Origin of the sequence: Neobacillus oceani, from assembly GCF_046237595.1 — a bacterium.
In the GTDB taxonomy this organism is placed as follows: Bacteria; Bacillota; Bacilli; order Bacillales; family Cytobacillaceae; genus Bacillus_D; species Bacillus_D oceani.
Map to the genome: position 1 here is coordinate 205,831 of NZ_CP143543.1, position 15,743 is coordinate 221,573.

The 15,743-nt window shown below is 45.3% G+C and carries 12 protein-coding genes; 7 read left to right on the plus strand and 5 right to left on the minus strand.

What is annotated here, in order from left to right; translation table 11 throughout:
- The first annotated feature begins 478 nt into the window (after positions 1-478).
- A complete protein-coding gene (locus tag V1499_RS01155) occupies positions 479-838 on the plus strand; it encodes an anti-sigma regulatory factor (RefSeq protein WP_409276196.1) in 360 nt (119 codons plus the stop codon).
- 124 nt (positions 839-962) lie between these two features.
- Here V1499_RS01155 and gltP read toward each other — a convergent pair whose 3' ends face one another.
- The 4 genes from gltP to V1499_RS01175 all read right to left on the minus strand — a co-directional run bounded on the left by gltP (position 963) and on the right by V1499_RS01175 (position 6,816).
- Complete coding sequence (gltP, locus tag V1499_RS01160; RefSeq protein ID WP_409273134.1) at positions 963-2,240, minus strand: glutamate/aspartate:proton symporter GltP; 1,278 nt, start codon at positions 2,238-2,240, stop codon at positions 963-965.
- 427 nt (positions 2,241-2,667) lie between these two features.
- Entirely contained in the window at positions 2,668-4,017 is a 1,350-nt protein-coding gene (locus V1499_RS01165) for an IS1182 family transposase (RefSeq protein ID WP_409273136.1), read from the minus strand.
- A gap of 280 nt (positions 4,018-4,297) precedes the next feature.
- The gene (locus tag V1499_RS01170) at positions 4,298-4,879 is read right to left on the minus strand and encodes a DedA family protein (RefSeq protein ID WP_409273137.1); all 582 of its coding nucleotides are present in this window, start codon (positions 4,877-4,879) and stop codon (positions 4,298-4,300) included.
- A gap of 272 nt (positions 4,880-5,151) precedes the next feature.
- The gene (locus V1499_RS01175; protein WP_409273139.1) at positions 5,152-6,816 is read right to left on the minus strand and encodes a mechanosensitive ion channel; all 1,665 of its coding nucleotides are present in this window, start codon (positions 6,814-6,816) and stop codon (positions 5,152-5,154) included.
- A 154-nt stretch (positions 6,817-6,970) separates the two neighbouring features.
- Between V1499_RS01175 and V1499_RS01180 the strand changes: the two genes are divergently transcribed.
- Positions 6,971-7,876 (plus strand): diacylglycerol/lipid kinase family protein, encoded by a 906-nt coding sequence (locus V1499_RS01180; RefSeq protein ID WP_409273140.1) that lies wholly within the window; start codon positions 6,971-6,973, stop codon positions 7,874-7,876.
- An 18-nt stretch (positions 7,877-7,894) separates the two neighbouring features.
- Here V1499_RS01180 and mgtE read toward each other — a convergent pair whose 3' ends face one another.
- Positions 7,895-9,253 carry a magnesium transporter gene (gene mgtE / locus V1499_RS01185; protein ID WP_409273142.1) on the minus strand — a complete coding sequence of 453 codons (1,359 nt, stop codon included), beginning with the start codon at positions 9,251-9,253 and terminating at the stop codon, positions 7,895-7,897.
- Between the two features lie 269 nt (positions 9,254-9,522).
- On the opposite strand from mgtE, the gene V1499_RS01190 reads away from it, so the two are divergent.
- From V1499_RS01190 to V1499_RS01210, 5 genes are all read left to right on the plus strand, one after another.
- On the plus strand, positions 9,523-10,299 hold the full coding sequence (locus tag V1499_RS01190) for a hypothetical protein (RefSeq protein WP_409273144.1): 777 nt from the start codon (positions 9,523-9,525) through the stop codon (positions 10,297-10,299).
- Between the two features lie 319 nt (positions 10,300-10,618).
- A complete protein-coding gene (locus tag V1499_RS01195) occupies positions 10,619-11,689 on the plus strand; it encodes a D-alanine--D-alanine ligase (protein WP_409273145.1) in 1,071 nt (356 codons plus the stop codon).
- A 125-nt stretch (positions 11,690-11,814) separates the two neighbouring features.
- Positions 11,815-13,203, plus strand: coding sequence for a UDP-N-acetylmuramoyl-tripeptide--D-alanyl-D-alanine ligase (locus tag V1499_RS01200; RefSeq protein WP_409273147.1), 1,389 nt, complete (start codon positions 11,815-11,817; stop codon positions 13,201-13,203).
- A 34-nt stretch (positions 13,204-13,237) separates the two neighbouring features.
- Positions 13,238-13,951, plus strand: coding sequence for an alpha/beta hydrolase (locus V1499_RS01205; protein ID WP_409273149.1), 714 nt, complete (start codon positions 13,238-13,240; stop codon positions 13,949-13,951).
- A 261-nt stretch (positions 13,952-14,212) separates the two neighbouring features.
- Positions 14,213-15,628, plus strand: a complete 1,416-nt coding sequence (locus tag V1499_RS01210; protein WP_409276197.1) for a DEAD/DEAH box helicase — start codon at positions 14,213-14,215, stop codon at positions 15,626-15,628.
- The last annotated feature ends 115 nt before the right edge of the window (positions 15,629-15,743 follow it).

A 15,743-nucleotide genomic window follows, 5' to 3' on the forward strand; every position in this document is an offset into this window, starting at 1 on the left:
ACCTAAACATTTTCTTCATATTCCGACAACAAAAACTGATAGGATGATTTAAGATTTTCATAAGAAAATAATAACAATCACAAAAATGTTTCCACCAAGCAACTTAAAAGTCAAATAGTGGGTTTTTAACGGTAAAAAAGTTGGGAAAATTGGTTTAGTAACATATTCCTGTAGTTAATTGTAAGGTTTTCCAGTATACTGAATGAGTAAATACACATGAAAATTATGTAGTTTTAACGGAGTTTCTTATCGAAATATCCCGCTTTCCTATATAAAATTGCCAAAAGATGTGGCGAAGGGCATGAAAAAACACCGCCAATAAGCCAGGAAGGATTTGCAAGGCCTTTCTGGCTTATTTTATAAGGGGGAATCAATGGTGGAGGTTTTTGAAATCACAAATGAAATCGGCCAGGATTGCCTGTTGCATGGACATTTTCCGGACAAGCCACATATTGAAATTAAGACCGAGAGCGATATCATGTCGGCCAGGCGGGTTGCTCGGGAGTTGGCAAAAGAGCTTGGTTTCAGTGCATTCGACCAATCCCGTATTATTACCCTGATTTCGGAGCTTGCGCGCAATATCTTCAAGTATGCCGGCCGGGGCTATATTTCAATCGAAACGATTAAAGGGCGCAATGGAGCGAAAGGCTTAAAGATCCATGCCATCGATTGCGGACCTGGAATTTTGAATGTCAATCAGGCGCTGGAACAAGGGTATTCAACTTCCGGCAGCCTTGGAGCCGGACTTCCCGCCATTAAAAGGATGGCCGATGAATTCTCAATCCAGACAGCTGAAGGCAAGGGAACCTATGTAAAAATTACAAAGTGGCTGAATTAATCCGCAAGTTTTCACTACAAACATATACCATATACCACGCATAATCCATCCTTAAACATAAGGGATGGATTTTTTTAAAAAAATAAAAGACTGCCCTTTAAATAGGGCAGCCTTAGAGAATAAATTAAAGAGTTGCAGGTTGGTTTTCTTTGATTTCGGAAAGGTAAGCAGTGGCCTTGGTTTCGTCGAATTGTTTTTCCCACTTCGACATTACGATGGCGGCAAGCGAGTTACCGACAACATTCACCGCTGTCCTGGCCATGTCAAGAATCCTGTCTATCCCTGCGATAAATGCAAGGCCTTCAAGCGGAATGCCCACCGTACCCAGTGTCGCCAAAAGGACAACGAATGAAACTCCAGGAACGCCGGCAATCCCTTTCGATGTTACCATCAATACAAGTAAAAGAGAGATCTGCTGGCCCAAGCTAAGATCAATGCCGTACATTTGGGCAATGAAAATCGCCGCGAGAGCCTGGTAAAGTGTTGAACCATCCAGGTTAAAGGAGTACCCTGTCGGGATGACAAAGGAAGTAATGGCTTTCGGGCAGCCGTACTTCTCCATTTTTTCCATTAGCTTCGGAAGTACCGTTTCCGAGCTGGCCGTCGAATAGGCAAGAATCAGCTCGTCCTTAAGAATCGTAAACAGATGGAAAATATTGATTCCAAAAATTCTTGCGGTTAATCCAAGAATGACAAGGACGAAGAAAACCATCGTTCCATAGGTCAAAATTACGAGTTTGCTGAGTGGAACGAGGGAACTGACCCCGAATTTGGACACTGTAACGCCGATCAAGGCAAAAACCCCGAATGGAGCAAACTTCATAATTTGATTCGTAACATAAAACATCGCATCAGCCGTTCCCTGGAAAAACGCCAGGACGGGCTTGCCTCTTTCGCCGATTGCGGCTACCCCAAGGCCGAAGAAGACGGAGAAAAAGATGATGGCGAGCATATCGCCTCTTGCAAGTGAATCGATAATATTAGTAGGAACAATGTTTATAAATGTATCGGCCATGCTATGGCTTTTGACCTCTTCGGTCGTGGACATATAGCTGCCAATATCTCCTTTAGTGAGGGAGCCCATATCAATCCCAGTTCCAGGTTGGAAAATATTTGCCGCAAGCAATCCAACTATGATGGCGATTGTTGTAATAATCTCGAAATAGAGGAGGGTTTTGCCGCCTAATTTCCCAAGTTTTTTGATGTCGCCAACCCCAGCGACTCCCACAATGATGCTGGAAATGACAATTGGGACGACAATCATTTTAATCAGACGAATGAAGATGGTTCCAATTGGCTGCAAGTAAGCTTGTACAGATGGGTTCTGGTAAAAAACAGCACCGACGGCAATCCCGACAATAAGACCAATTAGGATTTGCCAAGCTAAACCTATTCTTTTCATAAATCTTTCCCCTTTGCTTGTAAAATTCACCTACGGAAAAGCGCACCCTTCATTTTAAATTCCGGAAAATTTCTAGTCAATGTTAAAAATTTGTAACAAAAATGGTCTGCAAACGATTACAAAAATCAATTTTTGGCGTGAGGGATTGTGGGAGGCAACCCTTTGCCACTGAGGGAGTTGGGAATTGAATAAAAAGGGATGATTTTACTTTAACAGGTTTTGATTTACTTTTTGTGACAAACCTCTGACATTTTCGACCATATATAGAAAAATTTTTTAAAAAAAGATTGCCGGATAGCCGGCAATCGCAGATTGTCGACAAAAGGCCGCGAGGGGGCACCCTCTCGCGGCCTTTTGTCAGTTTTGTGGAAATTTTTAAGGTTAATCCGAAGATAATTACCCCCAGCACCTTACTCTTCGAGTACTCTTATGCAACTTGCCATGTCCAATTGGCCAGTTTCTTCAAATTCATTGCAGCAAAAGTAAGCATCGCCTGCATGGACAATTTTTTAAGGCCTCGTAAGGTTGTCCATCGCATACCATGCTTTTCTTTCGCGTCTGCAAAGACACGTTCAATTGTTTCTTTTCGTTTGGCGTATATCTTTTTAATCTCATCCGTGTGTCGTAAATGTTCAGCCTCTTCCAGGTAGGGCTCCCAAATATGGCGCTGAATGAGCTTTTGATGGTTTTTACTTTCGGTACACTTTGATAAGACTGGGCAGGAAGCGCAAATAGCTGGGTCTGATTTATACTGGCGGTACCCTTCCTTCGTGGTTGTCGTGTACTTTAATTCCTGCCCTTCGGGGCAGAGATAGCAATTGTAGTACTCATCATAAACATAGTCATGCTTTCGGAAGAACCGATCTTTCGTTTTTGGACGGGTGTAAGGAAGGACAGGCAACATCTGATTTTCCAATAGAAAATTCGCGATCGCGGGAGTTTTATAGGCTGCATCGGCTGCGACAGCAAGTGGCTTCTTTACCTTTTCAATGATCTTCTCGACAAGTGGCTGCAGGATATGGCTGTCATGTATGTTGCCCGGAGTGACGATTGTCCCCAACACAAATCCTTTTTCATCCGTGGCGGCATGAAACGAATAGGCAAACTGTTTCGTTCGCTCATCCTTTACATAATAGCCACTTTCAGGATCCGTCGTACTTTCCTTGATTTCCTTCCACTCCTCTTTTTCAAACTTCTCGGGAGGAAATGGCTTTTTACCGTGTTTCTCACGATCTAAATTAAGCTCCAATTGCAGCTTTTCTTCATAGGCGCGGGTTTCCTTTCGAACGAGTTTCTTGTCGTACTTGCGTTTATTGGCACTTGCTTTTACATGTGTGGAATCCACAAATACATGTTCAGGAGACAACAGCCCTTTATCCATAATCTCCTTCAAGATTCGATAGAAGATCTGTTCAAACACATCGGAATCATAAAAACGGCGCTCGTAATTTTTACCGAAGGTAGAAAAGTGAGGAACTTCAGTGTAGAAACCAAATCCTAAAAACCAGCGATATGCCATGTTGGTCTCAATCTCTTTAATAGTTTGGCGCATAGAGCGTATGCCAAATATGTATTGTATGAAAGTTATTTTAAAGAGAACGACCGGATCAATACTGGGCCTACCAAGCCCGGAATACAAGTGTTCTACCATGGGATAGATGAATGAAAAATCAATGGCCGATTCCAGCTTGCGTACCAAATGATTTTCAGGAACTAATTGATCAATGGTCAGCATTTCAAATTGTTCACGTTCATTAGCTTGATTTTTAGTCATCATCGCAGGTCACCTCATACATAGTGTTCTTTATATAAAGAGAATATTAGTTGATTGGAACGGAGGGTGGCGACTCCTGCGGGAGTAGCGGGATAGTCGAGACCCTGGACTGAGCGTAGCGAGGGAAGCGGCTCGGCCCCGCCCGCGGAAAGCGTCCACCCGGAGTGGAATTCTAGACGCACTGTTGTTTCAACTTATATTTTAAATTAAAAAAGACTGTAGGCAAACCCGGATACCTTCAAGTTTGTCTACAGTCTGAGATTGCCGGATAGCCGGCAATCGATTATTTCCTTCTTTTTATGTAAATGTAGGCAATACCTAGGACGATGGCAATCCCAAGAGCTGGAAGGACATATGGCTGAGCGACTTCCTTAATGTTCGCCCAATTTTCCCCAAGGATAACTCCGAGATAGAGAAAGAAAATTGTCCATGGAACAACAGCCGCAACTGTATAGAGTGTAAACTTTGAGAGAGGCATTTTTGAAATGCCTGCCGGAATGGAGATTGCGTGCCTGACCACCGGAATAAATCTGGCTGAGAAAATCACTCCCGATCCATATTTTTCAAACCACTTTTCGGATAAATCAATGTGGTGGCGGTTGATAAAAATATATTTTCCGTATTTTTCGAGAAATGGGCGCCCACCATAGTAACCGGCCCAATAGAGGAATAGCTGGGCAAATGTTCCGCCGATTGTCCCGGCAATAACTGCGAGCGGAAAATTGATCGTCCCCTGGGAAATCATATACCCACCATACCCAAGGACAATTTCGCTTGGGATAATCTCAATCATGAGGCCAATGGCTATTCCGAGATAACCGAGTTCAGACAAGGCGGTTAATATATTAAAAATAAACTCCTTCATGGCACACCTGCTTAATAGTAATATCGTATACTAGTTTATCTCAGAATACGGTTAGATACAATCACGGTACGCGCAGCCGAAATTGAACCGGCTATAATATGTGACCCAACATTATTGTGAAATAGAAGGGGATTTCAATCAAACGTTTGATTGAAATCTGTTGAACCCTTGTACTGACAAAATTTTCACTATAAAGAAATATTACTTTACAGGAAAGAGGAAATTTATCTAAAAAAAACACTGCCGGGAGCCTCCGGCAATGTCTTAAATTCTTATATATTGTGAAATGGATTGTCGGGGTCATTCGGATTATGATTGTTCGGATCGGTAAATGGCTTTTCAGCTGGATTACTGTTGCCTGGATGCCCGCCATGCATTGGGTTTCCAGGCTGTCCTCCGGTGCCCATCGTATTTCCTCCCTGGCCAGCTGGCGGTTTTACGACAGTTGTCTGCTCAAGCTTCTGGTCAAACCGGGCAAGATATTTAGCGGCAAACTCCCTGCCGCCAAGGCCAAAGGAAAGGCCGAATGCGAGGGCGAGGCCTCCCAAGGTTAAAATAAAGGCTGCGTTGACAATGGAAGCAGCAACCCCGAGCTGGTCGAGTGCCATGAAAATTGAAATGGCAATGATCGCGTATTTCGCGACGGATGAAAGGAATCCGTCATGTGGGCCATGTAGCATGCTTGCCAGCAATTTCTTGACAAAATTGCCAATCCAAAGCCCGGCCATCAGAATAATCACAGCGGCAAGCACGTTTGGCAAGTATGCGATAACACCTGTTGCGAGTGTAACAAGGAAGTTAAGCCCAACAAGGTTCAAAGCTTCAACCGTAAATAATAGGACAATGAGTACCTGGGCGACCGTTCCCGCGACTTTTGATAAAGACAATGTGGAGGCCGCGTCCTTCCCGATTCCGATCCCTCTCAGGAAGCCATTGAAACCGGCCCGTTCCAGCAACCCAGTGACAAAATTGTTTACCCACTTTCCAATCCAGATGCCAACTAGCACCATTAGGATGGCAACGACTATATTTGGAATCATTGCCATGACATCGTTCAGCATATGGATGGCCGGAGTGGAAATGCCTTTTAAATCAAGTCGTTCCAATGCGGCAATCACAGTCGGGATCAAGATAAGAACAAAAGCAATCGTCCCGATTACCGAAGAAAGGCTTGTCCCTTCAAATAGCCTTTTTGCTCCGAATCGCTCAACTAACCTATCCAATCCAAGCCCTTGCAGCAGATTTGCCACAATATCACGGACAAGCTTCGCCACGAACCAACCGACAAGGATAATCAGTGCGGCGGAGAATAATTTCGGAAGGAAGGATAGCATACTTCCGAGCAAGGTGGAAAACGGTTCGGAAATCCCGTTGATGTCAAGTGCCGCGAGCACACCTGGAAGGAACATGAGCAATACGAGATAAAAAACAATCTTTGCAATTCTGTCAGCCAGTTGCCCGGGACCCTCGCCGTCCTGGATGATGTTCAGTTTCTGCGCCAATTGATGAACCCTCAATGTGCGGCCGCCTTTTCGGATCAACATGCTTAATCCTGTAGCGGCCAGCCATGCAAACACAAGGATCAGGGCCGCTTTTAAAAGGCTTGGAACCGCGGCTGTGATGGCGGTTAGCATCGTTACAAGCGGTCCGGCAATAATGTCTAATCCAAGCAAGTTAAAGAAGAGGATAAAAACGAATACCAAAATTAAATAGTAGATAACTTTACTAATAATTTTTTCAGATGAGTACTTCCTGTCCTTTACATTGGAAAAGAGGCGGTTATCGAGGTTGGACTTTAAAAGGGCTTTATATACTCCCTTTTCGATGGCCTTGGCGATTAACCAGCCGATGAGGAGAACAGCCAATGCCACCAGAAAGTCTGGGAGCTTGTATACAATTCGGTCCCAGCCGCTCCAAAATTGATAGTTATTATCCAATATACTTCACTCCTTCTTCATTTTCCTAAATTAGCAGGTTAATGGAGATATACCCGGGAATAGTTTCCCTAAACTGTCAATGAGCCATATGGAATTGGATGGGAATAATCCGGGTATAAGGGGTTAAAAAAGGACTTTAACAGGAGGGACGGGCATGGCCAAATTTAAACGGGCAGTCCTGATTTATAACGGTAACGCCGGGCAGAAGGACATCCGGAAAACGCTGGGTGAATGTATCCCCGTTATCAGCCCTGCCATCGAAGAATTGTTGCTTTTAAAAACGGAGTGGCCCGGCCATGCCCGGGAGCTTTGTGCCAAATATGGAAAGTCGGCGGATCTTGTCATCATCCTGGGCGGGGATGGAACTGTCCATGAATGCATCAATGGGCTTTCTTCCCTGGAGAAAAGGCCGATTCTGGCCATTTTGCCTGGAGGGACATGCAATGATTTTACGAGGACTCTCGGCATTCCGCAGGACATCCGGAAGGCTGCGGAGGAGATTAATGGGGGGAATCTTGTCCCAATTGACGTCATGAAAATTAATAGCAGGTTTGCTCTAAATTTTTTAGGCGTGGGGCTTGTGACAGAGGCCTCCAACAATATAAAAGAAACCGAGAAAGCGTTGTTAGGAAAAGTTAGCTATTACTTAAGCGCAATAAGGACAATGAGGGAGATGGAACCCTTCCGGTATAAAATAGACTGTGATGGAGAGCAGTTTGAAGGAGAAGCGGTAATGGTCCTTGTGGCAAATGGAAGGTTTATCGGGACAAACCAGCTTCCTTTTCAAAATATCGAAGTGGATGACGGGAAGGTGAATGTTTTTGTTATCAAAAACACGAATTTGGCCCTAATAAGGGAACTGCTCGCCACGGACGTCACAATGGGTAGTGGCGGCCCGGGGAATGAGCTGTTCCATTGCAGTGGAAAGGAAATCGCGATTCAGACGGAAGAATCGATGGGAGCGGATACGGATGGGGAGGTTTACCATGAAACACCGGTGGCCATCACCGTATTAAAGCACCATTTGTTGGTTATTTCCCCGCTGAAAAACAATGCATGAAAAGGGGCGGCTGCCCCTTTACATTAGCTTGTGTAAGAACAATGTGGCGATTCCAAAATAGGTAATGAGTGAAAAAATATCGTTCAACGTTGTGATAAGCGGCCCGGAAGCAACCGCCGGGTCAATTTTAAAATGATAGAGGACGATTGGGATGACCGTTCCCGCGAGTGTTCCGATAATCAATGTCAGGAAAAGGGAACTACCAACAACAATGCCCAGTATGAAGTTTCCCTGCCAAACATAAGCGATAACAGAAATGAGGAGAGAACACGTCAGGCCAATGATCAGGCCGACCCCTAGTTCCCTTACAATCAGGCGGGCGATAACCTTTTTGTCAATATCATTTGAAATCAGCCCCCGTACGACAACGGCAAGCGACTGAGTCCCGGTGTTCCCGGTCATGCCAGAAATCATCGGCATGAAAAATGCGAGGGAGACGACTTTTTCCAAGGTTTCGGAATAGGAACTGATGATTTTTCCGGAGACCAGGCCTATAAATAGGAGAAGGATGAGCCACGGAAGCCTTCTGTAGGCTGCAACGAATGCCTTCGTGTCAAAATCGATTGATTTTCCCGAGGCCGACAGTTTTTCGATGTCTTCGTTCGCCTCCTGAATCACAACGTCGATAATGTCATCGACTGTAACAATCCCGACCAGTACATTCTCTGAATTCACGACCGGAATGGCCATGAAGTCATACCGTTCGATCATCCTTGCAACTTCTTCCTGGTCCGTCATATCGGATACCGAAATGACCCGTTCGTACATAATAGTATTGATGAGTTCATCTGCATCGGCAATGAGCATGTCACGATAGGAAACGACGCCCACCAGCCTTCTTTGTTCATCAATTACATATAAATAATTGATGGTTTCGGCAAAATCTGCAAAAGACTTTAATTTGCCGACCGCATCCCGGACCGTATAGTAATTCCGGATCCAGACAAACCGGTTCGTCATTAGCCGTCCGGCTGTTTCCGGCGGATAGTTCATAATATCCTGGACGATTTTCGATTCTTCTTTTTTCATTCCGGACAGGAGGGTGGCTATTCTTTCTGGAGACAGCTCCTCAAGAAGGGAGGCAAGGTCGTCATTATCCATCAGGTCAAGGACTTTACTTGTCTTTTCAATCCCTAGTTTGTTCAGGACTTCATGCTGCTCTTCAGTATCAAGTTCCTCGAGTAAATCGGCGATGAGGTGGGGATTAAGGAAAAAGAGAAAGCGGGTCTTGTGCTTTTCCGGAAAACTCTCGTATAGCTTGGCCACGTCATAGGGCTGAAGTTCATCCAGAATCGCTTCGAAGTCCTTCCTTTTATTATCCTTGATGGCTTTTATTACCTGAAGGGTAATTTGATCCTCTGTCATGTTTTTAATCATGCACTCACACTCCTTTCCGGCAGCCTTGCTGCCATGATTCATTATATGAAAATAAGCGTTGAATTGAAAATGAAAAACGAAAAAAGGCAGCCTGGTGGCTGTTTCTGTCATAGGATTCCCAAAATTTTGCGTAAATAGGCAGGCTGCCTAAGGGAACCATTTGCTAATAATCATACCCATGTATTTGTAAACGAATTGAAATGCGAATTTTCTCCCGGATTTTGTTATGATGGGAAGGGAACTTTAATACAGATTGGAGGAGTTTGCCTTTGAAAAAGCATCACCGGGACGTACGTGACCTCATCTATGTCCATTTAAACCAGCAAGCCCACTATGTCATGTCCTGCGGCATTGAATTCAACGAATTCACCGCTGCTTTTTCAGGCTTTGCAAATCATCTCCTTTTATTGAAACATCAATTCGAGGATGGGGAATACAACCGCCATACACGGTTTGAATATGTACCGAGAGATAAAATCGCAAAGCTTGCCCATGATGACGTAAATGGGTATGGGGACTTTTGCTGGGTCGATTTTAATGAAGAGGAAGCCTTGGACGAACTGAACGGCCAGGATATTGCCGAGCTGCTGTACCTCGGCCATATCAAACAGCATTTAAAGCCTCCATTTTATAATCAGCTGGGTAATCGGTTCGTTTACCTTGCCCATGACGATGGCTGGTTCAATAAGACATATTATCGAAGCCTGATGGACTTTTTTACGATGCTTAGCTATGTGATTCCTTTGAAGCTGGGTGAATTGAAAGTGGAAAAAACCCTATTTGGAATCCGGAAAAAACGCTCTTACCCCATTTTGAACAAGGAGCTGCTCCTCTCCCTGACTTCTTTTATGAAGGAAGGTATCTGCATTTCAATCAGGGATGCCGATACTCAAAGGGGAAGGGTTGAGATCCCCATTTGGATAATCGGCGATTTCGCAAATATGGACGACATGGCGGAAGCCTATAGCAGTTCGGTCAGGAAACCATGCCATGCGAAACTCGTTTTTGATAAAAAAACAAAGGACTGGAGACTATTCGTTAGTTGATCCCGGCCGGAAACTAGTTCACGATATTTCCATCGGGCTACATAATAGAGTTGTCTTTCAAATAAAAGAATATCGAGGCATGTCCGTAATGAGGCAGGTAGCCCACCCAATCATACTATATAATTAGGAGCTTCTTGCTGGGAAAAATGACAGTTTTGCGATTAACCGTTTTTGGCCGTGTAAACTGGTAAGAGACAAAACGATATCGTACCTATCTTCCTTTCAATGATGGTAAAATAGGAAAGCCAGAATCAAATATACTAACGAAAATTATTTTAATTGTATTTGCCAAAGGGCATTAATTTACGGAGGTTACGGTATGAAAATAAAATTAGGATTACTATATGGCGGGAAATCCGCGGAACATAAAGTATCATTGCAAACCGCAATGGCTGTTATCAAAGCGCTTGATGTTAAGAAATTCGATATTTTTCCGATTTATATCACGGAAGAAGGCAAGTGGGTGAAAGGCCCGCAGCTTCAGGGGCCAATCAGCTCCGTAAAAGAGCTTGAATTTTCACCTGAAGCGGAAGAAGGAAAGCTTGCCCCCGCCATTTTTGCGGGCAATGAAAATGAAGGCGGACTTGATGTTATTTTCCCGCTTTTGCATGGGCCGAATGGAGAGGATGGTACTGTCCAGGGGCTGTTGGAATTATTGAACCTTCCTTATGTTGGGAATGGCGTTCTCGCATCGGCAGCGGGGATGGATAAAGTAATGATGAAAAATATTTTTGCCGAAGCAGGCCTTGCGCAAGTCGATTACACCTCCTTCATCAGAAGTGAATGGGAGGCGGATAAGGCAGGGGCCTATGAAAAAGTTGAGCAGAAGCTTGGCTATCCATGTTTTGTAAAGCCTGCTAATCTCGGCTCTAGTGTCGGGATCAGCAAATGCAGGAACCGCGGCGAACTGGAGCAGGCGTTTGTGGAAGCTTTCCTTTTTGACAGGAAGGTAATTGTTGAAGTTGGCGTTACTGCGAGGGAAATCGAAGTGGGCGTACTTGGCAATGACCGTCCGGAAGTTTCCGTTGCTGGTGAAATTGTTCCGAAAACGGATTTCTATGATTACAAGGCGAAATACGAGGATGGGGATACAGCTCTTATCATACCGGCAGATATTGATGGCGAAACATACGAACGTATCAAAGACATGGCAATCAGAGCCTTCAAGTCGCTTGATTGCTCGGGACTCGTAAGGGCGGACTTCTTCCTGACTGAAAATGGTACAGTCTTAATCAATGAAATAAATACGATGCCTGGTTTCACGCCGTTCAGCATGTTCCCGCTGCTTTGGAAACATACAGGGATTGAATATCCGGAACTTATAGAGACGCTTGTTAACCTGGCACTTGAAAGGCATGCGGAGAAACAAAGCATCAAATATACATTTTAAGGAAATGGCGGGCGGGACACTTCAATAGCGGTGTCCTTTTTAAGGCTATCCAATCTTGCATGGACAAGCGGGTTTTTGCTTGTCGCGAAGGCGCTTGCGCATTTTGTTTTTAGGAGGTAATCCGATTGATTCGGAAAACGATTGACGAAATTACAAAAATGATTTCTGTGCTCAATGATGTATCACCATTTGGAGAAACCTTGATAAGCGGAGTTTGCATCGATACCCGGAAAATAAAGAAGGGCAATTTATTCATCCCGTTTAAAGGTGAAAAGGTTGATGGCCATAACTTTGTGGCAAGCGCAATTGAAAATGGCGCAGCAGCCGCCCTTTGGCAGAAGAATGTCCCGAATCCGCCGCAAGGCCTTCCGGTCCTGGTTGTGGAAGACTGCCTTGAAGCACTCCAGGAGCTGGCAAGGAGCTACCGCCGCCAGCTTGGCGTTAAAGTGGTCGGGGTTACAGGCAGCAACGGAAAAACAACGACAAAAGATATGGCGGCAAGCCTCCTTTCGGTAAAATACAAAGTGCAGAAAACGGAAGGCAACTATAACAACCATCTCGGCCTTCCGCTCACGATTTTAAATTTGGATGTGGATACGGAAGTGGCTGTCCTTGAAATGGGGATGAGCGGCAGAGGGGAAATTTCATTTCTGACGAGGCTGGCGCTTCCCGAGGCTGTCATTATTACGAATATTGGCGAATCCCATTTGCTCGACCTTGGCTCAAGGGAAGGCATTGCCGAAGCAAAGCTTGAAATCCTTGAAGGGTTGAAAGAAGGCGGAATCGCCGTCCTGAATGGGGACGAGCCGCTTCTAATGGAAAGGGTATCCGGGAGTGGAAGCCGCATCAATATGCAAACGTTTGGCCGGAGTGAATCGAATGATATGTACCCGGTTGAAATTACACAATCGGCTCATGGGAACGAATTCCGGGTAAACCTTTCTGGAGAGCGTTTTTACCTCCCTGTTCTCGGAACGCATAATATTTTGAATGCAATGGCCGCGATGCTTGTTGCCCGCCACTTTTCGGTGTCATTCGAAGAAATGGCGGAAGGCCTTAAATCCGTCAGGCTGACACAGATGAGGATGGAGTTGTCGGAAGGGCAAAATGGCGAAAAAATCATCAACGATGCCTATAATGCAAGCCCGACATCAATGAGTGCGGCCATTGAACTGGTCGCCAATTTGGACGGATATGCGAAAAAAATTCTCGTACTTGGGGATATGCTCGAACTAGGACCGCTTGAAAAGGAATATCACCATAAAATTGGGGAAATGCTTGACCCTGAGAAAATTGATCTCGTCTTTACCTACGGGAAGCTTGGCTCCCTGATTGCCGATGGAGCAAGGAAGGTATTGGGGCAGGAAAGAGTTTATGCCTTTGAAGATAAGGAAAAGCTAAGCAATGAAGTAAAAAAACACACAAATTCCCAAACGTTGGTTTTGGTTAAAGCTTCTAGGGGAATGAGATTGGAAGAAGTGGCCGCCTCCCTGCAGAAGGAGGAAAGCCGTTAATTTATTCAACTTGAAGCAACCGGAGTGATCAGGCATGATAGGCTGTTTATGCATCCATGGTTTTACAGGCGCGCCGTATGAAGTCGAACCGCTTGCTGATTATCTTAAAAGCAGGCATCCCGAGTGGATGTTTCGGATTCCAACATTGCCGGGGCACGGGGAAACCCTTTCACTTAAAGGGATAAAATTCAAGGAATGGATTGCTTGTGCCGAAAAGGAATACCTTGAACTCGCCGAGCGGTGCGATGAAGTATATGTAATTGGTTTTTCGATGGGCGGATTGATTGCGGGATACCTTGCCGCAAATTACAAAGTGGATAGACTCGTCCTCCTGAGCGCCGCCGCCTATTACCTTAACCCAAGGCAGATGGCTGCCGAATTAAGGGAAATGGCGAGGGACCTTATTAACGGAACTTTGGAGGAAAATGAATTATTTTCGCGCTACAAACGAAAAATAACTGAAACGCCACTGTCCTCAGCCCTGCAGTTCAGGAAGCTGGTCGCTTTTATAAGGCCCCAATTATCAATGATTCAAGCGCCAACCTTTATTGCCCAGGGGGAGATGGATGGACTTGTTCCTCCCAAGAGCGCTGAATTTTTGTATGAATCGATACCCGCAGAACAAAAAAAGTTGGCCTATATAAAAGAATCAGCCCACCATATTTGCCATTGCCGGGAAAAAGCTGCCCTTTTTTCCCAGGTAGACGACTTTCTGGAGGGCATACCTGCGCTCCCGGAATCCTGTTAGCGCAGGTTTGCTTCATTGCATTATCAGGCCGGAAATGGTATGATAAGCACCAACGTGTCTAAAAAGTAGTCATTACAGGGCATACTCCTTTGGGAGAATGTCTTTTTTTTGCTAAAATAGAGAAATGAAAACGGAATGTGGATTCGGGACGTTTTTCTGCACGCATAACTTATTTACAGCAACACATGAAGGAGAATGAAAACATTGATCAAGTTTGAAGAATTAGGCATTAGCCAACAAACGTTAAAAGCTGTCCTTAAAATGGGCTTTGAAGAAGCAACGCCCATCCAGGCGGAAACCATTCCGTTGAGCCTGGAAAACAAGGACCTTATCGGGCAGGCCCAAACGGGAACAGGGAAAACCGCTGCTTTCGGTATTCCTCTCGTTGAAAAAATCAACCCTTCCAACCATGCCATCCAGGGTATCATTATTGCCCCAACCCGTGAGCTTGCCATCCAGGTGTCCGAGGAGCTTTACAAAATTGGCGCCGGCAAACGGATTCAGGTTCTTCCTATTTATGGGGGGCAGGACATTAGCCGCCAAATCCGCTCATTGAAAAAAGGCCCGCATATCATTGTCGGTACTCCAGGGCGTATCCTCGACCATATCAATAGAAAAACTATGCGCCTTGACCAGGTTCATACAGCCATCCTTGATGAAGCGGATGAAATGTTGAACATGGGCTTCATTGAAGATATTGAAGCAATCCTCGCCGAGATTCCTGCCGAGCGGCAAACGCTGCTGTTCTCTGCGACTATGCCGGCACCTATCCAGAGGATGGCCGAAAAGTTCATGAAAGACCCGCAGATCGTCCGTGTAAAAGCGAAGGAAATGACTGTTCCATCAATTGAACAGTATTATCTTGAAGTACAGGAAAAGAATAAATTCGATGTACTGACGAGGCTTCTTGATATCCAATCTCCGGAACTGGCGATTGTATTCGGCCGGACGAAACGCCGCGTCGATGAACTTGCCGAGGCGTTGACACTCAGGGGCTATACGGCAGAGGGGATCCATGGGGACCTGACCCAGGCAAAACGAATTTCTGTGTTGAGGAAATTCAAGGAAGGCTCAATCGATGTCCTTGTCGCTACAGATGTTGCCGCACGCGGACTCGATATTTCAGGCGTCACCCATGTATATAATTTTGATATTCCACAGGATCCGGAATCGTATGTACACAGGATCGGCCGGACAGGCCGGGCGGGAAAAACAGGCGTTGCTTTAACATTCATCACTCCGCGCGAAAAGTCCTATCTTGCAGTAGTTGAAAGGACAACGAAGCGCAAGATGGAAAGAATGAAGCCGCCAACCTTGGATGAAGCGCTTGAAGGACAGCAAAAAGCGGTTGTCGAGCGGATTGAACAAACAATTGAGTCCAATAATCTCCAATACTATAAGGCAGCTGCCGCGGAGCTTCTTGAAAACCATGATGCTTCGACAGTCGTTGCGGCTGTATTGAAAATGCTGACGAAGGAGCCAGACCAAACTCCTGTCAAACTGACTGAGGAAGCACCTCTTCCGCAAAGAAGGGATCGCGACCGCAAGCCTTTCAACAGAGGCGGCCGCGGGGATTCCAAAGGCGGTTATGACCGCCGCAAAGGTTCCGGCCGTTACGGGGAAAAACGCCCATATGAAAAGCGCACCGGCGGTAAGCCCCGCAGCTACAATAAATAATAGTGTCTAAGGCACAGGTTCCCGATTGGGGCCTGTGTTTTTTGTTTCCAGTTTCTTTTTTGGGAGCTTGATTTGTGTTTTTGTGGCGAAAATAATAAAAAGCTTAAATTGGAGG